Genomic DNA, 24333 nt, shown 5'->3' with positions numbered 1-24333 from the left:
ACTAAAATAGTAAAAATTTTGAGGAGGAACTTTATTATGGCTAAGTACACACACGAGGACATCAAACGTATTGTCCAGGAGGAAAATGTAAAATACATCCGTCTTCAATTTACGGATATCCTTGGAACAATCAAAAACGTGGAAATCCCTGTAAGTCAATTGGAGAAAGCATTAGACAACAAAATGATGTTTGATGGATCTTCCATTGAAGGTTTCGTTCGTATTGAAGAGTCCGACATGAACTTATACCCTGATCTTGACACATTCGTAGTATTCCCATGGACTTCTGAAAAAGGGAAAGTTGCACGTTTCATCTGTGACATCTACAATCCAGACGGAACTCCATTCGAAGGGGACCCTCGTGCAAACTTAAAACGTATGTTAAAGGAAATGGAAGACCTAGGATTTTCCGATTTCAACCTTGGACCAGAGCCAGAGTTCTTCCTATTTAAATTAGATGAAAAAGGCGAGCCGACATTAGAGCTAAATGATAAAGGTGGATATTTTGACCTTGCTCCAACAGATCTTGGTGAAAACTGCCGCCGCGATATCGTTCTTGAGCTTGAAGAAATGGGATTTGAGATCGAAGCTTCCCACCATGAAGTAGCTCCTGGACAGCATGAAATTGATTTCAAATATGCAAGCGCGATTCAAGCTTGTGATGACATCCAAACATTTAAACTTGTTGTAAAAACAATCGCTCGTAAGCACGGATTGCATGCAACATTCATGCCAAAACCACTTTTCGGAGTGAACGGTTCTGGTATGCACTGCAACCTTTCCTTGTTCAAAGACGGCGAAAATGCGTTCTATGATGCTAACGGTAACTTAGAATTAAGTGATACTGCAAGACACTTTATTGCAGGTATCATTAAGCATGCTACTGCTTTCACTGCAGTAACAAACCCTACTGTAAACTCTTATAAGCGTCTTGTACCTGGATACGAAGCACCATGTTATGTTGCATGGTCCGCGCGTAACCGTAGCCCACTAATCCGTATCCCAGCTTCTCGTGGTATCTCCACTCGTGTAGAAGTTCGTAGTGTAGACCCAGCAGCTAACCCATACCTAGCTATGGCTGTATTATTGAAAGCTGGACTTGACGGCATTAAAAACAAATTGGAAGCTCCGAAGCCAATCGACCGCAATATCTATGTGATGAACAAAGAAGAGCGCGTTGCTGCTGGTATCGCAGACCTTCCGGCAACACTTGCTGCTGCACTTGAAGAATTAAAATCAAATGAAGTGATCCAATCTGCTTTAGGTGAGCATTTACTTGAGCACTTCATTGAAGCAAAAGAAATCGAGTGGGATATGTTCCGCACCCAGGTTCACCCATGGGAAAGAGATCAATATTTAACTCAGTACTAATAGATAAAAACCTTCGCGCTGTTATGTGCGAAGGTTTTTTTGCGTTTTGTGATTTTTGTCCTGTCATATTATCCGCTTAAAACAAATAAGCTTTATTAGTAAGTGTACAAGGGAGTGGCTATATGGCAAAGGTGAATCATCCTACTGTTACAGCTGAAATGATTGAAAGATACTACGAATTCAATAAGCAAAAGAAAGAAATAGAGAAACAGATGGAAGAACTAAAAGATCGATTTCATCTTTATTTTGACAAAAGCTTTGGGGAAGATGAAAAGGCAGAGGTAGTCATGGGTGGATACAAGCTGCAAAGACAGGTTAGGAAATCGGAGAAGTATTCTGATGAAACCGTTCAAAAGCTTGAGGAGTTAAGTATGAATGAACTAATTAAAACAATAAAAAAACCCGATGATACAAAGATTAAAGCAGCCATTCAACTAAATCTTATTAAAGAAGAGGATCTAGAAGGTTGTTTGGTTACCAATTCATCCTTAGCTATATCAGTGAAGCCGCTTACTCCAAAATAAATCTTAGGGGGATAGTCAGATGTCAGAACAAAATCAGATAAGGCCGGTTTCCAAAGGTGCTTGGTTTCGTATAGTGTTTCTTGTTTTTGCTCTTGTAAATCAACTTCTCGTAGTCTACGGAAAATCACCTCTGCCTTTTTCCGAAGAAGAGTTAGAGCAACTATTCAGCATAGTCTGGACTTCTGTTGCAGCACTTGTTGCCTGGTGGAAGGACAATGACTGGACAAAGAAAGCTAGGAGTAGAACTAAGTAAAAAGACCGAGGTATTTGCCTTGGTTTTTTCTCGTTTACTGACCTTATAAATTGTTGGAGTGTGGAGACTATGAAAATTTTGCTTTTCGCAGATCCCGGAATTGACGACTCATTAGCCATTATATATGCATTGCTCCATCCAGAAATCGAAGTAATGGGAATCGTTACAGGGTATGGAAATGTTTCTGTTTTTGACTCAACAAGGAATGCTGCATATCTATTGGATCTTGCAGGAAGATCGGATATTCCGGTAATAAGGGGTGCTTCTCAGCCGCTAAGTGGTATTCCAACTACCTTTTATCCAGAGATACACGGACCTCAGGGGCTAGGACCAATAGTACCGCCAGCTGATTTCCAAGCGGACGTCAGTCCTTTTGAACTTATGTTTGAGATTATAGAGGAAAATATTGACGACATCGTGATTGTGGATGTAGGGAGACAAACATCCCTTGCTTTTGCTTTTAACCTACGACCTGAACTTATGGAAGAGGTAAAAGAGGTATATCTTATGGGCGGGGCGTTCATGGTACCCGGTAACGTTACTGATGTTGCTGAAGCCAACTTCTGGGGAGATCCGATTGCTACTTCTGTTATTTTGAATAAAGCGCAAAAAGTGTATATTACGCCACTCAATGTAACGAACAGGGCAATAATTACAAGGGATATAGCAACGTATATTTTTAATCATACAAATAGTCCGTACAAAAAATTAATTCCAGAAGTTACGAATTATTATGCTACTTTTTATGATCAAGTGATGCCAGGACTTGACGGTTCACCATTGCACGATGTTTTTACTCTATATTACTTATTAAATAAGGATAGAACGTATACAGTCAAGCGGGATGTAAGGGTTGCTATTGTTGATGGGAACAGAGGGCAGAGTATAGCGGATTTTAGAATGGTCTACAAAGAGCCGGAACGCGAGCATTATATAGCAATGGATTTTAATTATAATCACTTTATAGAAGATTTTATAAGAATTAACTTGGCGGACGGGGGAGAGCTTGCTTAATTATGCAAAAATAGGAATGCCTGCTGAATAAAATAAGATAATGTGATTACCATAAGGACATAGTATCTCAGCGGGGTGATCTGGCATTGGATTTAAACTGGATCTGGAAAGCGGTTTTAATCACGATTATTGGAACATTTTTACTAAGAATTGCTGGACGAAAGTCTATATCTCAGATGACATTAGCACAAGTGGTCATTATGATAGGGATCGGTTCATTGTTAATTCAACCTTTGGCTGGAAAGAGCATTTGGGTGACATTTGGTGTGGGGATCACACTTGTGGTTACACTAGTACTAATGGAGCTTTTACAATTAAAATCAGATATATTTGAGAAACTAATTACAGGTAAATCTAAAATATTAATAGAAAATGGGAAATTAAATGAAGATACATTGAAAAAGTTGAGGTTTACCATTGATCAACTAGAGATGAAACTAAGACAAAATAGTATTTCGAGCATAAGTGATGTAAAATGGGCTACACTTGAACCAAACGGACAGCTAGGATTTGAATTAAACGAACAAGCAAAGCCTGTAACCAGGAAGGAATGGAATCTCCTTTTTCAGGAAATTCAACTCCTAAAAATAATGATTGACCCCTCTTGCAAACCAAGTCGTGTAACCAATGAGGTAGAGGGGAATTTGTTTACGGAAGTGAAAAATGGACAGCACAAATTAAAAGAACGTCCAGATGAAACACTTGATTAACGAAAATAAAAAAGCCGAAAGTCGGCTTTTTTTTAGTGGATATTACGATACACACCAATTACTTTACCAAGAATACTAACATTACGTACAATAATCGGTTCTAATGTGGAGTTTTCTGGCTGTAATCGAATATAATCTTTTTCCTTGAAGAATCGTTTGACAGTAGCCTCGTCTTCTTCTGTCATGGCAACGACGATGTCTCCGTTGTTCGCTGATTGCTGTTGACGAACGATAACATAGTCTCCATCAAGAATGCCGGCTTCGATCATACTGTCCCCCATAACCTCTAGCATGAACACTTGCTCGTCTGGTGCAACGTACCGATCAGGAAGAGGAAAGTAATCTTCTACATTTTCGATGGCAGTAATGGGCTGACCTGCAGTTACTTTACCGATAATCGGAACATTGACTGCAGAAATTTTAGGGATAAGTTCATCTTCCATGATTTCAATGGCCCTTGGTTTAGTAGGGTCTCGGCGTATAAGTCCTTTGCTTTCAAGTCGCGCAAGATGACCGTGAACTGTGGAACTGGAAGCCAGACCAACCGCTTCTCCAATTTCTCGGACGGATGGTGGATATCCTTTTGCTTGGACTTCTTTTTTTATGTAATCCAATATGTCCTGTTGCCTTTTTGATAGTTTCATATTCCGCACCTCTATCATTAATATTACTGATAGTATAGCATGTTTTGGTATAAAATACAAACATAAGTTCGAATTATTGACAAGAATATACGTTCGCTTGATAATGATAGTTTAAAAGAATGGTGGAGGAAATCATACATGAAGGGAATCATTTATTGTCGAGTGAGTACGAAAAAAGACACACAGGAAACTTCTCTGGCTCGTCAAAAAGAAGAATTGGTTTTGTTAGCAGCAAATCGAGGCATTGACATTATCGAGGTAGTGGAAGAACAGGCGAGCGGCTTTGATTTGGATCGGGAAGGTGTATTTCAAATCATTGAACTTATTTCAAGTCAGCATATTGATGTCCTTTTAATTCAGGATGAGACTAGGCTTGGCAGGGGGAATGCCAAAATAGCTTTTTTACATTGGCTAAAGAAACATGACATTAAGATATTTTCCATAACGGATAATGGAGAGTTGAGGTTATCCGATTCAGATTCGATGGTCATGGATATTGTGGCAATTGTTGAGGAATACCAAAGAAAGCTACATAATTTGAAAATAAAAAGGGGCATGCAACGTGCTGTTAAAAGAGGATATGACCCCACGAAAAACCTTACTAATCTAAATATGAGCCCTGGACGAGAAAAAATTGAGGTGCCCATAGAAGAGATAGTCAGGCTTCGTAATAACAAACTAACTTTTCATGAAATCGCTGCCACATTAAGAGGACTTGGATATGAAGTGTCCAAAGCAACTGTAAACAGGCGGTACCTGGAGTATATGGAAGAGAACGACACCAGTTTGCTTGTAAAAAAAGAACCTCTCTAGTAAGATAAAAGCATATCTTCCCAAGGATGAAAGAAGGAGTTCTCTATGTTATCAAAAGAAAAAATTGCAAGAATCAATGCACTTTCCAAAAAGGCAAAAAGCGAAGGGCTCACGAAAGAAGAAGCAGCGGAACAACAAAAGCTTCGTCAGGAGTATATTAAGACTTTCCGGGCTTCTATGGAAAATACATTACAAGGCGTAACCATCATGGATCCAGAAGGAAATGATGTCACTCCGGAAAAATTAAAGGACACAAAAAAGAATTTAAAGCATTAAATGCTTTTTTTTAGAACACTGGAACATACTATTTATGATAAAATATAATTTTTCCATGAAAAAATAAGTTAAAGAGAAAGGATGGAAAAGATGACACAACATATAGATCAACTTTCCATTAACACAATTCGTACACTATCAATCGATGCAATTGAAAAAGCTAACTCCGGCCATCCAGGGATGCCAATGGGTGCAGCACCTATGGGTTATTCTTTATGGACAAGATTCATGAACCACAACCCAAAGAATCCGAACTGGTTCAATAGAGACCGCTTTGTTTTATCTGCAGGTCACGGTTCCATGTTGCTTTACAGCCTTTTACATTTAGGCGGTTATGATGTTTCTATGAATGATTTAAAAGAATTCCGTCAATGGGGAAGTAAAACTCCTGGACACCCTGAATTCGGTCATACTCCTGGTGTAGATGCAACAACTGGTCCACTTGGACAAGGTATTGCGATGGGTGTCGGAATGGCGATGGCAGAACGCCATTTGGCAGCTACATACAATAAAGAAGAGATGGAATTAGTAAATCACTTTACATATAGTATTTGTGGAGATGGAGACCTAATGGAAGGTGTTTCTGGAGAAGCTGCTTCTCTTGCATCACACTTGAAATTGGGCCGTTTCATCGTACTTTACGATTCTAATGATATTTCACTTGACGGTGATTTGGATCGTTCCTTCTCTGAAAGCATTGAAACACGTTTCAAAGGATACGGTTGGCAATATATCCGCGTGGAAGATGGGAACAATCTCGAGGAAATTGCTGCTGCAGTAGAAGAAGCCCAAAGTGATTTGTCCCATCCAACCATGATTGAAGTGAAAACTACAATTGGTTATGGTTCACCAAACCGTGCAGGTAAATCAGATGTTCATGGTGCTCCTCTAGGTGCAGATGAATTAAAATTAACAAAAGAAGCATATAAATGGACATTTGAGAACGATTTCCATGTTCCTGAAGAAGTGTACACTCATTTCCGTGAAACTGTTGCAGATAAAGGTGCAAAAGCGGAAGCGGAATGGAATGAGCTTTTTGATGCATATAAAACAAAATACCCAGAGCTTGGCAAACAGCTTGAAGCAGCGATGAAAGGTGAACTTCCTGAAGGATGGGATTCTGAGATTCCTGTCTATGAAGAAGGAAAAAGCTTGGCATCCCGTGCTTCTTCCGGTGAAGTGCTGAACGCCATTGCGAAACAAGTTCCTTCCTTCTTTGGTGGATCTGCTGACTTGGCCGGATCGAACAAAACAAATATTAAAAACGAAGCGGACTTCACTGCCGAAGACTATAGCGGCCGTAATATCTGGTTTGGTGTACGTGAGTTTGCGATGGGTGCAGCAATGAACGGTATGGCGCTACATGGAGGATTAAGAGTATATGGTGGTACGTTCTTTGTATTCTCCGATTACTTACGCCCAGCTATCCGTCTAGCAGCTCTTCAGCAACTGCCTGTCACTTATGTGTTCACACATGACTCTATTGCAGTAGGAGAAGATGGACCTACACACGAGCCGATCGAACAGCTTCCATCTTTACGTGCGATGCCAAACCTATCTGTTATTCGTCCTGCAGATGGTAACGAGACGGCTGCAGCATGGAAAGTGGCTTTAGAATCAGAAAAAACACCAACAGCACTTGTATTAACTCGTCAAAACCTACCGACTATTAAAGGAACAGATGAGACGGCACTTGAAGGTGTACGTAAAGGGGCTTACGTCATCTCCAAAGCTGGAAAAGAAACTGCGGATGCACTTATCCTTGCAACAGGTTCTGAAGTTGGTCTTGCTGTGGATGCGCAAAAAGCGTTACAACAAGAAGGAATCCATGTTTCTGTTGTAAGTATGCCTTCATGGGATCGTTTCGAACTACAATCCCAAGAATACAAAAACTCTGTTTTACCAAAAGACGTGAAAAAACGTCTTGGAATTGAAATGGCTACTCCACTGGGGTGGGAGCGCTATACTGGAGATGAAGGAGATATCCTTGCTATCAACGGATTCGGCGCATCTGCACCTGGAGAGCGCATCATGAAAGAATACGGATTTACTACAGAAAATGTAGTTGCTCGAGTTAAAGCTTTATTAGATAAATAAGCGATTTTTGTGGAGTGAGCATTGCCTAATTTCAAGGTAATGCTCATTTTTTTATGCATTCGACAAAATTAGCTAAAAATAGCCCCTTGCCAACTACACTATAAGACAAAACTCTTCTCTAGCATTCACTATAATAAAAGAAAAGAAGTGATAGGAGGGTTTCATTTGCGCGAATATATGATATATCTGATAGAGGAAGAAGTAGCTAAACATTACTCAGGTAATGAGTTAAAGCTTTTCCAGCTTTTTCAGCAATATGAACAAGAGGAACCACTACGTTCCATCATTAAACAGCAAGTGGATTATGTTACGCTCCCAGTCCCTACCTTCCCACTTCAACAATCATTAGAACAAGCCTTAAAGAATAAGGAAGGTTACAAGCGAGTGGCCTATCAACATAAAATACAAAAAGAAGATTCTACAGCAAAGCTATCCATTTTCGAAAAGTATTTGAAGCTTTCTTCCAACGGATCATTTGAAGCAGAGGCTATCTTCTTTGAAATTATCCGCAAACAGGCGCCATACTTCCTTGCAATAGATGTAAACTCCAATCGCTATGGCTGGTTGCAACCAATTAAACAGAGAAAATTTGTTTAATCGGAGGAGAAATCTATCGGAAAATGTTGTATAATAGGTTCTAGTTTAGTACACTACATTGGTAGACCTAGTTTTGAGGAGGAAATTTTTGATGGCAACATGGATTTGGATTCTTATTGTAGTTCTAGCATTGATTGCTGGGGTTGCACTAGGATTTTTCATCGCTCGTAAGTACATGATGACTTACCTAAAGAAAAATCCACCAATTAATGAGCAAATGCTTCGCGTGATGATGATGCAAATGGGAATGAAACCATCCCAAAAGAAAATTAATCAGATGATGTCTGCGATGAATAAGCAAATGAAATAAATGAAAAAGCACTCACTATGGGTGCTTTTTCTTTTTGAGGAAAAACGCTACAAAAAGTATCTTCCTAAAAATTTGAATATTTGCTAAACTGTTATAGTTGAACGTAGATAAAAAATCGGGGGAAAGAGCATGAGTATATTCAAAGACCTTTGGTGGTTTTTTAAACAGGAACGAAAGTCATACATACCTGGGGTGCTGCTTCTTGCCTTTGTAGCGTTCTTAGAACTGTTCCCGCCAAGAATCGTAGGAATGACGGTTGATCATATTGTGGAAGGTACTTTAACGAGGGAGAGGATTCTCCAATTGATGCTGGTTCTTCTCGGTACCGCCATCATTGTTTACATTTTGCGTTATCTCTGGCGCATATTGATTTTCGGGCCGGCAGTAAGACTAGCAAGATTACTTCGCAATAATTTGTATGAGCATTTTACGAAGATGTCGGCAAGCTTTTATCAACGCAGACGTGTTGGAGATTTAATGGCACACTCGACAAATGACTTACAAGCCATTCAACAAACAGCGGGTGCAGGAGTTTTAACTCTCGTCGACTCCTTAATGACTGGCGGTTTTGTATTGATTGCCATGGCAGCAACAATCAGTTGGAAATTGACGTTGATCTGTCTAATTCCACTGCCAATTATGGCCATCGCGACAAACTACTACGGCACCTTGCTGCATAAAACGTTCCATAAAGCACAGGCAGCCTTTTCATCCTTAAACGATAAAGTGCAAGAAAGTGTAAATGGAATTAAAGTGGTCAAAACCTTCGGACAAGAGAAAGAAGAGATAGAAGAATTTGAAAAACAAGCAGAAGATGTGGTGAAAAAGAATGTTACCGTAGCAAAAATAGATTCACTTTTTGACCCTACGATCGGGCTGATCATTGGAATCTCCTTTTTTCTTGCCATCGCTTTTGGCTCAAGCTATGTGATGACAGGTGAACTGACCATTGGTGAGTTAATTGCATTTACCACATACTTAGGCTTATTAATTTGGCCAATGCTTGCGTTTGGCTGGCTTTTCAACATCGTCGAACGAGGCAGGGCTTCTTATGATCGTGTATCAGCGCTTATGAAAGAGGAAGTAGATATTAAAGATGAGCCAAACGCTAGTGAAACAATACCCACAGGTAATATTGAATACAATGTACAGACTTTTACCTACCCAACAGAGGAAGAAGCATTGTTAAAAGATATTCATCTACAGTTGAAACAAGGACAGACGCTCGGGGTGGTAGGGAAAACAGGTAGCGGAAAGACCACTTTACTAAAAATGCTGATCAGAGAGTTTGATGGCATACAAGGTAATATTCTAATTGGTGGTACGCCAATTCGTAATTATTCCTTAGAAGCACTTCGAAAAGCAATCGGTTATGTACCTCAGGACCATTTCCTTTTTTCTGCCACCATTGCGGATAATATTGCCTTTGCAGTGCCGGATGCTACATTTGAAGAGATCATTCAAGCGGCAAAACTCGCAAACATCCATGAAGATATTATTCAATTCACCGACGGCTATCAAACGATGGTTGGCGAGCGTGGGGTATCCTTATCCGGTGGTCAGAAGCAACGATTATCCATTGCAAGAGCCTTGCTTATGGACCCAGAAATACTAATCCTTGATGATTCCCTGTCTGCGGTAGATGCCAAGACAGAAGAGAGCATCCTTCATGCATTAAAAGAAAATCGTAAAGGGAAGACAACCATCATAACCTCCCATCGTTTGAGCGCAATTCAGCATGCGCAAATAATTATCGTTTTAGAAAATGGAAACATCGTACAGCAAGGAACTCACGGTCAGTTGATGGATGAGGAAGGCTGGTATAAGGAAATGTATCACCGTCAGGCATTAGAGTCCCTTGTGGAGCATGGGGGTTAGAAGATGAACAATCAGACAATTACAGCAAAAGAACAAAGACAGGTTTTAAAGAGGTTATTGGGATACGCCAAGCCGCATACAAAACAATTTATCTTCGCATTTACCTTACTTGTACTGGCGACTGTAGGGGAAATTGTAGGGCCGTTGATTATTAAAGTGTTCATTGATGATTACTTAACCCCTAAAGTGATGGAAACAGGACCAATCGTAACCTTAGCCTCCCTTTACATCGGGATACTGTTCGCAAAAGTAATCATTACTTACTTCCAGCTCCTAAAGTTTCAAGAGATTTCATTAAAAATCATTCAAGAGTTAAGGATTGATATATTTGCCAAGGTGCAACGGCTTGGCTTGAAATTTTTTGATAAAACGCCAGGAGGCAGTATCGTATCAAGAGTCACAAATGATACAGAGGCCATAAAAGATATGTTTGTAAATGTTATTTCGACATTCGTCCAAAACGGAGTATTCTTGATAGGTATCTTTATTGCGATGTTTCTATTAAATGTTCAACTGGCCATTTTTTGCATGCTTATCATCCCGATCATCTTTGCAATAATGGCGACTTATCGCCATTTCAGCTCCCGATATTATGCGGATATGAGAGAAAGGCTAAGTCAGTTGAATGCGAAGCTGAATGAATCCTTACAAGGGATGTCTATCATTCAAGTGTTTCGACAAGAGAAACGCCTTCGTAAAGAATTCGCAGAAATAAATGAGGCGCACTACCAAGCTGGAGTGAAGAATATTAAGCTTGACGGGCTTTTGCTGCGCCCAGCCATTGATTTTGTTTATGTACTGTCTCTAATATTAGTTTTGAGCTATTTTGGGATATCTTCCATTGGCAATGTAATTGAGATAGGTGTCCTTTATGCGTTTGTTAATTACCTTGGGAGATTTTTTGAGCCCGTGAATCAAATGATGATGAGACTTTCTATGTACCAACAAGCTATTGTCTCCGCCTCAAGGGTCTTCTCTTTGCTTGATGAAAAAGAACTCGCACCAACTGCGGAAAAATCGCTAAGTTCACCAAGCATAACATCGGGAGAAATCGAATTTAAAAACGTAACCTTCTCTTATGATGGAAAACGAGATGTATTAAAAGATATATCCTTTACAGCGAAGCCCGGAGAAACAGTAGCATTGGTTGGCCATACTGGGAGCGGAAAAAGTTCCATCATTAATCTTTTAATGAGATTCTATCAGATTGAAAAAGGGGAAGTGCTTATTGACGGGTTCCCGCTGAAGTATTTTGAGGATCAGGAGCTTCGTAAAAATATGGGGCTTGTGCTACAAGATCCATTTCTTTTCTATGGAACCATCAATCATAATATCCGTTTACATGATCCATCCATCTCAGATCAAGATATAAAAGCAGCCTCTGAATTCGTTCAGGCAGACTCATTTATTAAGAAGCTACCTGACCAATATGAGCAATTGGTAGTGGAAAGAGGGGCGACTTTCTCTAGCGGGCAAAGACAGCTTGTGGCATTCGCACGGACCATCGCAACCAAACCAAAGATCCTAGTTCTAGACGAGGCAACAGCCAACATCGACACCGAAACAGAGGAAGCAATCCAGACAGCCCTCGAAAAAATGAGAAAAGGACGCACAACCATCGCGATTGCCCACCGTCTATCCACCATTCAAGATGCAGACCAAATCCTTGTCCTGCACCAGGGAGAAATTGTTGAGAGAGGCACACATCGAGAGTTATTGAATATAGAAGGCTTGTATTACAAAATGTATCTTCTGCAAAATGGAAAGCCAGATAAGGTGGAAGACGCACTAGCTCACCCTTAAATAACAGAGTAAAAGCAGACTAGTTTCTTCATGGGAATTAGTCTGTTTTTTTGTATGGCCTTAAATTTTATATGGTTTTGAAAAATGAATTATTTAACTTACGGGCAAGATAATTTAAGAAGGAAAACCAGGTTTTTGGAAGTGAAATTAGTATTAGAATTACTATGATATTAACTATTGGCATTATTTTTATTTTCTGGTTGAACATTTCCTGTTGGTTTTTCGTTATATGATTAACGACTTGATATTGAGTAGAATAATTGAGGGGAGAGAGTAACAAAGAATGAAAGCAGAGTTGAATGCTAATAGGTTAACTTCATTAACTATTAGTTTAGTAAAATTTTCTCTATTTTTATTTATATTTATTATTGGATTTTTTCTTAGTGCAATTAAATTACCTGATCATTTAATCATTATTGCAGATTCATTGCCAGAAGGAACTATTAATTTTAAACTGCAAAATAGAATTTTATTAATTATATTTATGGGTATTTTATTACTTGCATTTGGAAAGAGATACTTTCATTTTTTTAGCATAACTCCTTTAAAAAAGAAAGAAACGTATTTTTGGATTATAGGTTTATTAATGACAATAATTCTATTGCAACAACAACCACTGTCTCTTTATATATTGCCTTTAAGTGTTATAGAGTATGTTCAACTATTCTTTATTCTTTGTATTGTTGTACCTATTGAGGAAGAACTTTTATATAGAGGATTATTAATTTTGGTTCCTTCCCCAAAATTTCGTTATGTAACGTTACTTATTTCGTCACTTTTGTTTGCTTTTATACACGCTTCTTTTTTTAGTTCTCTGTTAGTGGGGCTTGCTCTAGGAATTCTTTCAATTCGTTTTAGAAACATATTAGTCCCTATCGTTGCGCACTCAATTTGGAACACATTTTCTGTATTTTTCTAATGAAGAACACTTAAATCTCCACAATTACAAACGGATCTAAAACTAGGAATAACACAGACTTTTACTTTGGAAAATAAAGTTGTTGAAATTATTTAGATTATATAATGAAACTATTAAACACGGGCGCAATCCTATAACAAGGATCAGCGCTCGTTTTTTCTATTGGGGAAAGAAAATTTCATATTGAAGGAATTTTCAGTATATGAAATAATTGGAATTAAGGGATTGGGCAGGTGTAATTAAGTTAGGGAACTTAAATTAAAGGAGTGGAGTACAACGAAAAAAGTTTTTCGTTTTTTTTCCTTAATCGTTTTATTAATGCTTACCTCTTGTGGAACTGGGCCTTTCACATCGACTTCTTCAATGTTGGTTGTTATTGAGAAGGGGTATTCTAGCGACTACAAAGAATACTGGATTAAGGCATATGACCCGAACAACCATAGTAAGGAAGAGGCATTTAGGATTGTGGTGCAAGGGGAGATGGTTTGGAACTTAATTGAGAAGAATAAAGAGTATTTTTCTTCGTACTCAAGAGAAGCAGATAAACCTTGGATTTTAGATCAAATTGAACATACAAAAACTGAAAAAGAATAAATAATTAACAACCACTCTTATTCAACTAACGTTCGCTTATATATAAACCGATAAGTGCTTTCTAAGTAGAAAAAAACATTTAATCTTCTAATTGATTTGAAGTAATTGCTATTAAACACTAGGTCAACTTAATAAAAAAAGGATATTTAGATAACCAAATAGAATAAAGTTTAAAAGTAATATTAATGATAAGTGGTGGTATGTTGAAAAAGATTCTTCCTAATAAAATTCATATCATAGGTTCCGTTGGAAGTGGAAAAACAACATTAGCAAGAGAATTATCTTCTCAATTTAATATTCCTTTTTATGAATTAGATAATGTTGTTTGGAAAAGGAATGGAGGGCATGGGGAAATACGAAGAACCGAAAAAGAAAGAGAAGATTATTTAAATTCTCTAATTGCTTCTGATAATTGGATTGTAGAAGGGGTTCATAATGAGGAATGGGTTTCTAATAGTTTTCGAAATGCCGAAATAATAATTTTCTTAGATACAAATTATTCAGTTAGACTCTATCGAATTATAAAGAGGTTTATTTTACAAAAACTTAGATTAGAAAAATCTAATTATAAACCAACATTAAAGATATTCATTAAGATGTTTAAATGGAATAGGTATTTTGAAGAGGTCGGTAAACCGAATTTCTACAGTAAATTTGGGAATTATGGAGATAAAATATTAGTTGTAACTAATAAGAAAGAGATTGAAAGATATTTCAACTAACGGGCGCGATCCAGGAACAAGGATCAGCGCTCGTTTTTTATTTTGACGCTAGTTTACCTAAACTAACTTATTGTGGAAATAATGGAAATTTGAGATGATGTAGTAAAGATTGTTTGGAGTTCATTATGTAAATAGGGGGTACGTTGTGGGAATACCTAAATATCCTGAAGTTCCTAAGCTTACAGATAAACAAATTGACGAGATAACAGAAGTAGTGTTTTGGAAAGAGGTTGAGCCTATAAAATGCGATGCAATATTTGTGTTTGGAGGTTCACACCCTGGTAATTGGAAGAAACCTTTAGAAGCTTATCAAAAAGGTCTAGGTGACTGTATTGTTGCAACTGGTGGAAGTAGTTCATCAAATCTGCGGCATCCTGAATGGGGAAATATAGGTTTCTCAGAAGCTGAGGTCATTGTTAAGAACTTACTTGAAAATGGTGTTCCTAAAGAAGTTATTAGTTATGAAACCACATCTATGCACTCAATTGCAAATGTAACGGAAGCCAAGAAAATATTTGATTTTACATCAATAATTAGCTTGTTATTTGTTTGTAAAAGTATCGCTACGGGTAGGCAGTTCCATACTTTATTAAAATATCTCCCGCCAAATATTAGATTTATATCGTATCCTTTTGATACAAGTTTTGATGGCCAAACGACTATAACGAGAGATAACTGGATGCTAGATGAGAGAAATAAGTCCCTAGTGTTTGGCGAGTATTTAAGGAATATTATTTATGGAATGGAAGGGATGATTAATGCTCCTAGCAAACACGTAGCAGGACTGGACGACATTGTTCTACAACACTATAAATCATTTGATTAATCTTGTCTCGTTAATCTAAATGAAACAAACCAAAGGCTGGAGTCCAAACTTTAATCTTGCTTTTCATAATTTTGCAGATAAAGCTACAGGGCAGAAAATGAACAGGGTATTAATTGATATTAAAGTTAATTCCAGCTGTTGCTTATAATAAGTTGTTCAGCACTCCGGCGCATTTCTTGTGAAAGAAGTGCATTTTTTGTTCGATATGTTAACTTGTAGGTGGTTATATACTAATGAAAAGCGAAAGATCATGTGGTGTAATTATATATTTAGACAAACCAGACACTAGATATTTAGTTGTAAAAAGTAAAACTAATGGTCACTGGGGCTTTCCGAAAGGTCACATAGAGAAAAATGAAACTGATATTGATGCGGCAATAAGAGAAGTTAAGGAAGAGACTGGCTTAGAAGTTCTAATCCATGAAGATTTTAAGACAAGTATGGAATATATGATTTCGGAAAGTGCAATTAGAAAAGAAGTAATCTTATTCTTAGGGACACCTATGAGTTCCAGAGTAACCATTCAAGAAAGTGAAATTGCAATGTATAAATGGGCTACATTTACCGATACTTTACATTTGTTTGAGTATGAAAATCAAAAACAAAGCCTTAAACAAGCCCATGAATTTATAAAAAAGAAATTAGGTTAAGGCATTTTGGCTATTCAAGAATCGGGCGCATTTGTTGTAAAAGATATAAGGTCATATAATATTAGTTAGTGACTATATTATATGACCTATATTTGTTATTTATTAACAAGATAAAAATGAATGCAAGGAGGTGTTAAAATGGCAGAACATCATTTTCATTTAAAGGCGCATTGGCCTGGACTTCGTAATGATGTAGGGAAAATCGAAGCCGATCATTTAGTGACAAAAATCTCTATACCAAAAGAAATGAACGGTCCCGGAATTGGTACAAATCCTGACGAAATGCTCCTTGGTGCAGCAGCAACATGTTATATTATTACACTAGCTGCGATGATGGAACGTAGTCAGATAGAGAAAGATGGATTAACGATGGAATCCGAAGCAATTGTTGATGTGACAGATGGGGTATTTACATATAAAAAAATTATCCATCGACCAGAAATAGTATTGAAACAACATGCTTCTGATCGAGACAAAAAGGTGGCACAGAAGATTGCGGAAAAAGCTGAAAAATCTTGTATGATTAGCCGTGCAATTCAAGGCAATGTGGATATTCTATTAGAAGTAACTATTAAAACTGCTTAATTGTACATTCAAATGAAATTGTGGATGAAAGGATCAAAACAAGAATTAAGTTGTTTTTTAATTCTTACGATATTGAAGGTATAGATGAAGGTTATTTAGAGATGGTATTGTTGCGGTTAGAAGGGTTATGTAAATACATGAAGAGAAAGTCTGACGAAGGAGACACTGCATTTCAAAAAATGATAAACGAAGGACATCTTGAGCATTATGAAAAGGATATAGAATTCATTCGTGAACATGGAATAGAGTGGTTTTGATCAGAGTAATTAATTGAAAGGGACTAGACTATTTGATATCTCGAGATCGCCTTAAACAATCTTGGAGTTTTAATTGAAGAACATTATACAAGTTACCTCGAAATCGTGTCGAGGCATAATAATCACAACTCATTGTTTATTTTTGGGCGGAAGAACGCGAAAATGATTTATTAATATTTTTTTAGTTAAATAAATGTTTGGTAATTTATGGTATTGTTAATGTTTTTCTGATCCTTAAGAATAGCAAGACTACAAGAATATAAAGAAGGATGATGATATGATGAATAACTATGGTACATTACATGAGTCAAACGGTCGTTATGCTTTAAAATTTGAACGGTTTTTCCCTCATAATCAAGAAGAGGTTTTCCGTATCATTACAAATCCCAGCTGCTTCTCCCAGTGGTACCCTTTTGCAACAGGGGAGATGGATCTCAGGATTGGTGGTAAGATTGCCTTCGATGACGGTGAAGGAACGACATATAAGGCTACCGTTACAGATTTTGAAAAGCCATATTTATTTGGTTTTCGTGAAGTTGATGATCTGATAAACATTTCATTGCAGGAAGAGGATAAGGGTTGTCGAATGATCTTTATCCATACATTTAACGATGGTTCATGGGCAGTAAATATAGCGGCAGGATGGCATAGATGTCTTGATGTACTTCACCAGATAGTCAACGGACATCCAGTTGACTGGGAAGATAATTCAGCTGAATTAAGGGAAAGTATTAAATTGAATTATTTAGGGTGCAACTAATTGTGAACAAGTGCGATATTTTAAATGATTATGATTGAACGAACAGTTTAGTGTATTAAAGAGAATCAGTTTTTATTTAGAAATATCTTATTAAATATTAGTAAAGCTGGTGCTTAAATGGACGAAACAATACATATTGATAAAATGTGCTCAAAAGACTGGGAACAAGTACGAGAAATCTATCTTGAAGGGATTATTACTGGAAATGCAACCTTTCAAAAGAATGCTCCTTCCTGGGAAGAATGGGATAATGGCCATATATTAGAGTGTCGAATTGTTGCTCGTTCAGAAGGTAAAGTTTTAGGGTGGGCTGCTTTAAGTGCCATCTCAAGTCGATGTGTTTATGCTGGTGTTGCAGAAGTAAGCATTTATGTTAGTTCAAGTAAGAAAGGAAAGGGAATTGGTAGCTTACTTCTAAAATCATTAATTGAGACAAGTGAACAGAACGGTATTTGGACATTACAAGCTGGAATCTTCCCTGAAAACACTTCAAGTCTTAAACTACATAATAAATATGGGTTTCGTGAAGTCGGACGGCGAGAGCGTATTGGTAAAATGCATGGGGTATGGCGTGACGTTATTTTGCTAGAAAAAAGAAGTACCAAAGTTGGAATCAATTAAAGTTGTTTAGCTAAAGGGCGCGATCAAAAAAGATTTGATTTCTATCTGTCAATTGGTGCGATAACTTCAATTGAGATCCATAATCTACATATTGAAGAAACCGTTGAATGAATTAGTAAAATTAGCACTCAATACGAATTAGATATCTTACATCCTTGCAAGCAAGTTGGTTAGAGTGTTCAATTAAAAATGGCGGTGTTGTATGAAGACAAAAGTATGTTTGCTCCTTTTTTTTAGTTTAGTTGTATTAGTGTTAGGAATAAGGTGGATTCACTTATCCAATTTATCTGAGTCTAGTACTACCGCTTTAAGCTATTTACAGGATAAAGGTTTATTTGTTTTGTACCATGAAGGTGATTTTGGACCATATACAACAACGAAGAATGTTAATGAGAAACCATATAATAATTATTTGTCTGTACAACAGCATGATCAAGAGTTCTTTATGGATAAGGAACTTCACCATGAGTTTTTCTATGTAAGCACTCATCCCTTAAGTGATGTAAAAATAGGTCGTATATTAATTACCGTTATGATGAACGATGAAGAGGTTATAGGAGCATTTTCTGTCAAAAATGGTAACGTGTATTCTTTGCTCGGAGAAGAGAAATAAGAGATCTTTTAAAATATAGGAGCTATTGTTACAAAACGGCTTTTAGGTTTAATTGGTTAATTTTAATTTAACCATAAAAACTTTAAGAGAAAGATAAACGCTGTTAATAACAGAATATTATAAAATTATTTTATTGGCATAAATCTTGCATGTATATTATTTGTAGGGACTATTAAAGCCGTCACTAAAAATAATGAAATGTGGGGAGTGTCAGAAACATGAAGAAATATTTGAAAATGGTTGCATCGATTGGATTGTCATTAGTATTATTGGCTGCTCAGGAGCCCGCTAAAGCAGCAAGTAAAGATTATACGTATTACGGCTATGGAGACACGACAAACATTACCCGATCTACCACTTATGGGCTTAACTTAATGGGGGGATCAACAGATGTCGATGAAGCGATGCTATGGATGGCGGAAAAAGCAAACGGTGGGGACTTTGTCGTACTTCGAGCATCTGGAAGTGACGGCTACAATCAATATGTATATGACTTAGCTGCAAGCAACGGTGTTCCTTTAGATTCGGTAGAAACCATCGTATTAAAGAATCGCAATGCTGCGTATGATTCGTTTGTACTCGATAAAGTATTTAAAGCTGAGGCTGTTTTCTTTGCGGGAGGTGATCAGTCATTATATGTGGACTATATAATAGATACACCATTAGAAGATACATTAAATGATTTAATTTCAATCTACAATGTTCCAATGGGTGGAACGAGTGCAGGCCTTGCGATACTAGGGCAATTTGTGTATGATGCGAAGAATGGTTCGGTATATTCGGACGAAGCCCTAAGCAACCCAAAAAATCGCTATATGACGTTTACAAGGGGTTTTTTAGAGAACCCTTATTTAACAAGCACCATCACAGACACGCATTTTGAACAACGTGATCGTATGGGCCGATTTGTTGGCTTTATGGCTCGTAACATTATGGATGGTTGGACATCACAAGCAAAAGGAATTGCTGTTAACGAACAGACGGCATTATTAGTTGAAGCTGACGGTTCTGCAAGGGTAGTATCTCAACCGGGAAGTACAGATTCTGCTGTATACATTGGTCGCTCTACCAGTGCACCAACAAGCGGATCCCGCTCACCATTAACAATGAAAAACATCGAAATGTTTAAGTTAGAAACAGGTGATACATTTTCTTTTCCAACTTGGACAAGCAGTAACGGCCTTCACTATCAATTAAATGCCCAGAATGGTGTATTGTCTTCATCAACAGGAAATATTTACGGAAATTAATTGATAGAAGTGTTGTTTGTGTGTTGTTTGTGTATGGATTTTAATAATTGTTGTAATACTCGTTAATTCTATTTGGTGGGGCTTTGTTATACGGTATTTTGTACCTTCGTAGTCAAATATTTTAACTTAAATAATACGATTATAAATAACAAAAACTGGATAATCGAAGGGGTTCATAATGAAGAGTGGGTGTCTAATAGCATCCAGAATGCTGAATTAATTATCTTTTTAGATATAGATTATTCAGTGAGAACATATAGAATTGTAAAGAGGTTCTTCTTACAAATATTTGGATTAGAAAAATCCCACTACAAACCAACATTTAATATTTTTTTAAAAATGTATAAGTGGAATAGACATTTTGAACAAGTAGGGAAACCAAATTTCAATAATAAGTTTGGTGCACAAAGTAATAAAATATTAGTTATAAATAATAAGAGTGAATTGGAGAATTACCTTAATGAGCTATCAGGACGTGTCTAAACGGTGCGATTAGAAAAAAAGGAAGTGCTATTCGAGTTAGTTGAATAGCACTCCCCTTAATTACTGAATTTGGAAGTGGGGTTTACTGTAATCTCATTACAACTAAGTTCACAAAACATAGGAGGCATAGCAATATTAACTTTATATTTATTGGTTGTATCTAGATTATTTTCAATAACTGATATGTCATGAATGGTATAGGGTAATTGAGCAAATGTCCATTTTTCAGGAGGGATACCTTTTTCAAATTTAGGAGTATGTTTAATTTCTAAATTATAACATCCCTTAAAAATATAAATCCCTGGTTCACATATTAAAAATACTTCATCAGCAAAATACTTAACGTCAAATGCTAAGACCTTAGAGTCCCAATAATGTATAGACTCTACTAATTTTTGAATAGTCATTTTGTCACCTTAGTTTTGAAATTTTAAAGCGATGTATGAAATATAGATAATTTTTAAAGTAAAATTATGATCCCTTATCTTTATACTTTAACTTTGTTCCATACAGAAGCTAATAAGTTTATGCCCCTCTGAATTTTTTCCATACTAGGTTCACCATATCCTATTATTACTTGGTTACTTGGCTTTTGATGTTGATACATAGGTGAAATGGCATCAATTTCTACTCCTATTGATTTTGCTAGTTTTATGGCAATAGATTCGTTTAATCTCTGAGGTAATTGAAGGATGACATGTAAGCCTGCAGCATCTCCTATCACCTTATATTCCGCTCCTAAGCATTTGTTTATGTTTTCTATTAGACAGCTTCTTTTGTTGCGGTAGAGTGTCCTCATTTTTGCTATGTGTGAACTATAATGCCCTTCTTGGAAGAATTTTGCCACTACTAACTGGTCAATCTTTGAAACTGTTGACTTTTGAAAGGTGTTAAATCTTTCAAAATCTAATTGAAGGGATTTTGGGATAACAATATAGCTCATCCTAAGTGAAGGTAACAAGGTTTTGGATAATGTACCAAAATAAATGATCCTGTCTGATGAATCTAGATGGGACAATGTAGCAATTGGCGCCCCCTTATAGCGAAACTCAGAATCATAGTCATCTTCAATAATATAAGCATCTTGCTTCCGAGCCCATTGTATTAATTCAATTCTTCTTGTAACGGACATTATGGTTCCGGTTGGATATTGGTGGGCAGGTGTCGTATAGAGTAACTTGATTTGGATATTTGGCACACAGCAGCCTTCCTCATCCAAAGGAACGGCATGATAGGGAATGTGTAACTGTTCAAAAACAGATCGGGCTCGAATGAATCCGGGTTCCTCCATTCCGACAGTGCCCCGTTTGAAAAACAGGCAAACATTCATTAACTGCTGTTGAAATCCACTATAGATATACACTTGATCTGGGTCGCAAGATAACCCTCTAGCTTGTTGCAAATAGCCAGAAAGCTGCTCGCGTAACAAATACTCTCCTTGCCACGTTGCACTGTTTACATTCTTTTCAATAAGCTCTCTTCGATATAAACGGTTCCATAGTTTGTAAGGGAAGACAGCTGCATCCACCTGACCATTTTTAAAGTTGATAATTTGCTCAGGTTTACTGGTGTCCTTCCTCGCAATAATATCCTCTTTTCTTTTATAATTCCACTCTTCTTCAATTTCAGATACATAATATCCCTGACGTTGAATCGTGTAACAATACCCTTCACTCTGAAGTTGCTCATAAGCAATTTGGACGGTTATCACACTTATGTTTAACATTTCAGCCAATCGTCGCTTTGAGGGGAGCTTAGTATGAGATGCAAGTTTTCTTTCCAAAATGGCTTGCTTTAGTTGTTCATAAATTTGACTATACTTTGTTTTATCATTATTTAACAAAATTTGTATTTCCATTTCATCATTCCTTGGTTATATAAAAAATAATGTTATTGGTTATTTTTATGATACCAGAAAAAAGGTTTAATGGATGAAAAGGAGTGAAAAAAATGGAAAAATTAGAAAACAGTGTGGTCCATTTAAAACCTATGCAGTTGGAACATGTTGAGGGAATTTTTGAAGCTGCTCAAGATAACCAAATATGGGAACATATGACCGTCAATTTAACTGAAAAACATCATGTGATTAATTATGTAAATGATGCCGTGCAAAAGCGAAAGAACAACACTGATAACGCATTTGTAATAATCGATAAGCAAACAGGAAAAATCATCGGTGCTACTTGGTTTCTTGATATCTCGGAGGATCACAAACGATTAGAGATCGGATCAACCTGGATTCACCCGGTTTATTGGCGGTCAAACATCAATACAAATTGTAAATATCTGTTACTAAACTATTGCTTTGAAGTTTTAAGATTAAATCGAGTCCAAATCAAAACCGGCCATGAAAATTTCCGTTCACAACAAGCGATAGAGAGGATTGGGGCAGTAAAAGAGGGGGTACTTCGCAACCATATGATCCGAAAAGAAGGGGCCATCCGACATACCGTCCTATATAGTATTATTAAAGAAGATTGGGTAGTCGTGAAAAAGAATTTTGAAGATAAATTGCTTCAGTCGAATACATAAAAGGAGTTGGAAGTAATGCAGTCAACCGTTAAAATGATGAGATCTGAAGCAGAAATAATGTCTACATTTAGTATTTTTAAACAATTACGTCCACATTTAAACGAAGAGGATTTTCTTAGACTTAAGAAAAATAATGGATTCCATTTAGTAGCAGTAGTGGTTGGTGACAAAATTAAATCAGCTGCAGGTTATAGAATTACGGAGTCCCTGGCATGGGGCAAGTACTTTTATGTGGAGGATCTTATTACAGATGAAACAAGTCGAGGTAAAGGATATGCCTCTATTTTATGGGATTACTTGATAACTCAAGCAAAATTAGAAGGTTGTGCACAATTTCATTTAGATTCTGGCGTTAACAGACATGATGCACATAGGTTTTACCTAAAAGGCGGACTAGACATCTCCTGTCATCATTTTCAGGTGTCTCTATAAATAATTTGCCAGCTTTATTTTCTTAAAACCACTCTGTCTGGGAAAAATGTTCAAGTTAGGTAAGCGTCAAAGCGGGAAAGGGAAGCAAGTGATGAATAATTATGATATTTCTAATTTAATTTCATCAGTTAAATCTAGTCAGAGATACATACTTGCCATAGATGGATTAAGCCGTTCTGGAAAAACAACTTTTGCAGGACAAATAAGTGATTACTTGAAAAAAGAAAATATAAATTTCACTATCTTTCATATGGATGATCACATTGTTAAACGAAGTCAACGTTATGATACTGGATTTGAAGAGTGGTATGAATATTTTTATCTGCAGTGGGACGTGAAAAAGTTAAGAAAGAACTTATTTGAAAAACTTAAAGAATTCGACTACGTTGAATTACAGTTTTATGATAATTGTAATGATGAGCATCATACTAGAAAAATTAAGTTACCCCAAAGAGGACTAATCATAATAGAAGGGGTCTTTCTACAACGCAAGGAGTGGAAAGACTTCTATGACAAGGTATTATTTTTGGATTGTTCACGACAAGAAAGATTTGCTCGTGAGTCAGAAAAAACAAAGATTAATCACGAAAAGTTTGAAAAGAGATATTGGAAGGCAGAAGAATATTATATTAATACCTATCACCCATTAAATTCTGCCGACACTATAATTGGGACGTAAATTATTACTTATGTATGAAGAAACTGAATGAATCTTCCGCAAGCTAGGAGAATTTACAGAATTTTCTTTGACAAAAGTAACTCTTTCGTTGTATTATATTGGAAAATTATTTATTTTATT

28 protein-coding genes, 1 pseudogene and 1 other annotated feature (1 of these 30 running past the window's edge) are annotated in these 24333 nt (G+C 36.9%); of the genes and pseudogenes, 26 read left to right on the top strand and 3 right to left on the bottom strand.

What is annotated here, in order from left to right; translation table 11 throughout:
- Positions 1-36: 36 nt before the first annotated feature.
- The 5 genes from glnA to FZC76_RS01035 all read left to right on the top strand — a co-directional run bounded on the left by glnA (position 37) and on the right by FZC76_RS01035 (position 3872).
- Positions 37-1371 (top strand): type I glutamate--ammonia ligase, encoded by a 1335-nt coding sequence (gene glnA / locus FZC76_RS01055; protein ID WP_148986416.1) that lies wholly within the window; start codon positions 37-39, stop codon positions 1369-1371.
- Positions 1372-1493: 122 nt separating this feature from the next.
- A complete protein-coding gene (locus FZC76_RS01050; RefSeq protein ID WP_148986415.1) occupies positions 1494-1895 on the top strand; it encodes a hypothetical protein in 402 nt (133 codons plus the stop codon).
- A 19-nt stretch (positions 1896-1914) separates the two neighbouring features.
- Complete coding sequence (locus FZC76_RS01045; protein WP_148986414.1) at positions 1915-2148, top strand: phage holin; 234 nt, start codon at positions 1915-1917, stop codon at positions 2146-2148.
- Between the two features lie 69 nt (positions 2149-2217).
- Positions 2218-3162 carry a nucleoside hydrolase gene (locus FZC76_RS01040; RefSeq protein WP_148986413.1) on the top strand — a complete coding sequence of 315 codons (945 nt, stop codon included), beginning with the start codon at positions 2218-2220 and terminating at the stop codon, positions 3160-3162.
- A gap of 86 nt (positions 3163-3248) precedes the next feature.
- On the top strand, positions 3249-3872 hold the full coding sequence (locus FZC76_RS01035) for a DUF421 domain-containing protein (protein WP_148986412.1): 624 nt from the start codon (positions 3249-3251) through the stop codon (positions 3870-3872).
- Between the two features lie 32 nt (positions 3873-3904).
- On the opposite strand, the gene lexA is transcribed toward FZC76_RS01035, so the two are convergent.
- Positions 3905-4516: a transcriptional repressor LexA gene (gene lexA / locus FZC76_RS01030; RefSeq protein ID WP_060666501.1), complete on the bottom strand. Its 612-nt coding sequence runs from the start codon at positions 4514-4516 to the stop codon at positions 3905-3907.
- Positions 4517-4654: 138 nt separating this feature from the next.
- Between lexA and FZC76_RS01025 the strand changes: the two genes are divergently transcribed.
- From FZC76_RS01025 to FZC76_RS00940, 18 genes and pseudogenes are all read left to right on the top strand, one after another.
- Positions 4655-5329, top strand: coding sequence for a YneB family resolvase-like protein (locus tag FZC76_RS01025; RefSeq protein WP_148986411.1), 675 nt, complete (start codon positions 4655-4657; stop codon positions 5327-5329).
- Between the two features lie 45 nt (positions 5330-5374).
- The gene (locus tag FZC76_RS01020; protein WP_148986410.1) at positions 5375-5605 is read left to right on the top strand and encodes a DUF896 domain-containing protein; all 231 of its coding nucleotides are present in this window, start codon (positions 5375-5377) and stop codon (positions 5603-5605) included.
- Between the two features lie 90 nt (positions 5606-5695).
- Positions 5696-7702 (top strand): transketolase, encoded by a 2007-nt coding sequence (gene tkt / locus FZC76_RS01015; RefSeq protein WP_148986409.1) that lies wholly within the window; start codon positions 5696-5698, stop codon positions 7700-7702.
- A gap of 165 nt (positions 7703-7867) precedes the next feature.
- Positions 7868-8299 (top strand): sporulation inhibitor of replication protein SirA, encoded by a 432-nt coding sequence (sirA, locus tag FZC76_RS01010; protein ID WP_148986408.1) that lies wholly within the window; start codon positions 7868-7870, stop codon positions 8297-8299.
- Positions 8300-8390: 91 nt separating this feature from the next.
- Entirely contained in the window at positions 8391-8609 is a 219-nt protein-coding gene (locus tag FZC76_RS01005) for a YneF family protein (protein ID WP_060666506.1), read from the top strand.
- Positions 8610-8738: 129 nt separating this feature from the next.
- Positions 8739-10487, top strand: a complete 1749-nt coding sequence (locus FZC76_RS01000; protein ID WP_148986407.1) for an ABC transporter transmembrane domain-containing protein — start codon at positions 8739-8741, stop codon at positions 10485-10487.
- Positions 10488-10490: 3 nt separating this feature from the next.
- Positions 10491-12290 (top strand): ABC transporter ATP-binding protein, encoded by a 1800-nt coding sequence (locus tag FZC76_RS00995; protein ID WP_148986406.1) that lies wholly within the window; start codon positions 10491-10493, stop codon positions 12288-12290.
- A gap of 283 nt (positions 12291-12573) precedes the next feature.
- Positions 12574-13209: a CPBP family intramembrane glutamic endopeptidase gene (locus FZC76_RS00990; RefSeq protein WP_148986405.1), complete on the top strand. Its 636-nt coding sequence runs from the start codon at positions 12574-12576 to the stop codon at positions 13207-13209.
- Positions 13210-13572: 363 nt separating this feature from the next.
- On the top strand, positions 13573-13803 hold the full coding sequence (locus FZC76_RS00985; RefSeq protein ID WP_148986404.1) for a hypothetical protein: 231 nt from the start codon (positions 13573-13575) through the stop codon (positions 13801-13803).
- Between the two features lie 200 nt (positions 13804-14003).
- Positions 14004-14525, top strand: coding sequence for an AAA family ATPase (locus FZC76_RS00980; protein ID WP_392396797.1), 522 nt, complete (start codon positions 14004-14006; stop codon positions 14523-14525).
- 145 nt (positions 14526-14670) lie between these two features.
- Positions 14671-15351 carry a YdcF family protein gene (locus FZC76_RS00975; protein WP_148986403.1) on the top strand — a complete coding sequence of 227 codons (681 nt, stop codon included), beginning with the start codon at positions 14671-14673 and terminating at the stop codon, positions 15349-15351.
- 233 nt (positions 15352-15584) lie between these two features.
- The gene (locus tag FZC76_RS00970) at positions 15585-16001 is read left to right on the top strand and encodes a bis(5'-nucleosyl)-tetraphosphatase (RefSeq protein WP_148986402.1); all 417 of its coding nucleotides are present in this window, start codon (positions 15585-15587) and stop codon (positions 15999-16001) included.
- A 138-nt stretch (positions 16002-16139) separates the two neighbouring features.
- The gene (locus FZC76_RS00965) at positions 16140-16586 is read left to right on the top strand and encodes an OsmC family protein (protein ID WP_148986401.1); all 447 of its coding nucleotides are present in this window, start codon (positions 16140-16142) and stop codon (positions 16584-16586) included.
- Between the two features lie 26 nt (positions 16587-16612).
- Positions 16613-16843 (top strand): annotated as a pseudogene (locus FZC76_RS00960) (aminoglycoside phosphotransferase); the annotation flags it as partial.
- Positions 16844-17123: 280 nt separating this feature from the next.
- A complete protein-coding gene (locus tag FZC76_RS00955; protein WP_148986963.1) occupies positions 17124-17603 on the top strand; it encodes an SRPBCC family protein in 480 nt (159 codons plus the stop codon).
- 117 nt (positions 17604-17720) lie between these two features.
- On the top strand, positions 17721-18224 hold the full coding sequence (locus FZC76_RS00950; protein WP_148986400.1) for a GNAT family N-acetyltransferase: 504 nt from the start codon (positions 17721-17723) through the stop codon (positions 18222-18224).
- A 202-nt stretch (positions 18225-18426) separates the two neighbouring features.
- A complete protein-coding gene (locus tag FZC76_RS00945; RefSeq protein WP_148986399.1) occupies positions 18427-18837 on the top strand; it encodes a hypothetical protein in 411 nt (136 codons plus the stop codon).
- Between the two features lie 218 nt (positions 18838-19055).
- On the top strand, positions 19056-20087 hold the full coding sequence (locus FZC76_RS00940) for a cyanophycinase (protein WP_148986398.1): 1032 nt from the start codon (positions 19056-19058) through the stop codon (positions 20085-20087).
- A 539-nt stretch (positions 20088-20626) separates the two neighbouring features.
- Here FZC76_RS00940 and FZC76_RS00935 read toward each other — a convergent pair.
- Together FZC76_RS00935 and pdxR are read right to left on the bottom strand one after the other, a co-directional pair.
- Positions 20627-20977, bottom strand: coding sequence for a hypothetical protein (locus FZC76_RS00935; RefSeq protein ID WP_148986397.1), 351 nt, complete (start codon positions 20975-20977; stop codon positions 20627-20629).
- A gap of 80 nt (positions 20978-21057) precedes the next feature.
- The gene (gene pdxR / locus FZC76_RS00930) at positions 21058-22428 is read right to left on the bottom strand and encodes a MocR-like pyridoxine biosynthesis transcription factor PdxR (protein ID WP_148986396.1); all 1371 of its coding nucleotides are present in this window, start codon (positions 22426-22428) and stop codon (positions 21058-21060) included.
- Positions 22429-22520: 92 nt separating this feature from the next.
- Between pdxR and FZC76_RS00925 the strand changes: the two genes are divergently transcribed.
- From FZC76_RS00925 to FZC76_RS00915, 3 genes are all read left to right on the top strand, one after another.
- A complete protein-coding gene (locus tag FZC76_RS00925) occupies positions 22521-23102 on the top strand; it encodes a GNAT family N-acetyltransferase (RefSeq protein ID WP_148986395.1) in 582 nt (193 codons plus the stop codon).
- A 15-nt stretch (positions 23103-23117) separates the two neighbouring features.
- Positions 23118-23534: a GNAT family N-acetyltransferase gene (locus FZC76_RS00920; RefSeq protein ID WP_148986394.1), complete on the top strand. Its 417-nt coding sequence runs from the start codon at positions 23118-23120 to the stop codon at positions 23532-23534.
- Between the two features lie 91 nt (positions 23535-23625).
- Entirely contained in the window at positions 23626-24213 is a 588-nt protein-coding gene (locus FZC76_RS00915; RefSeq protein WP_148986393.1) for a kinase, read from the top strand.
- A 113-nt stretch (positions 24214-24326) separates the two neighbouring features.
- Positions 24327-24333, top strand: a binding site (T-box leader); it runs 219 nt beyond the window's last position.

Origin of the sequence: Sutcliffiella horikoshii (assembly GCF_008180725.1) — a bacterium.
Classification (GTDB): domain Bacteria; phylum Bacillota; class Bacilli; order Bacillales; family Bacillaceae_I; genus Sutcliffiella_A; species Sutcliffiella_A horikoshii_B.
This window is presented reverse-complemented; position numbering and strand designations above follow the sequence as displayed.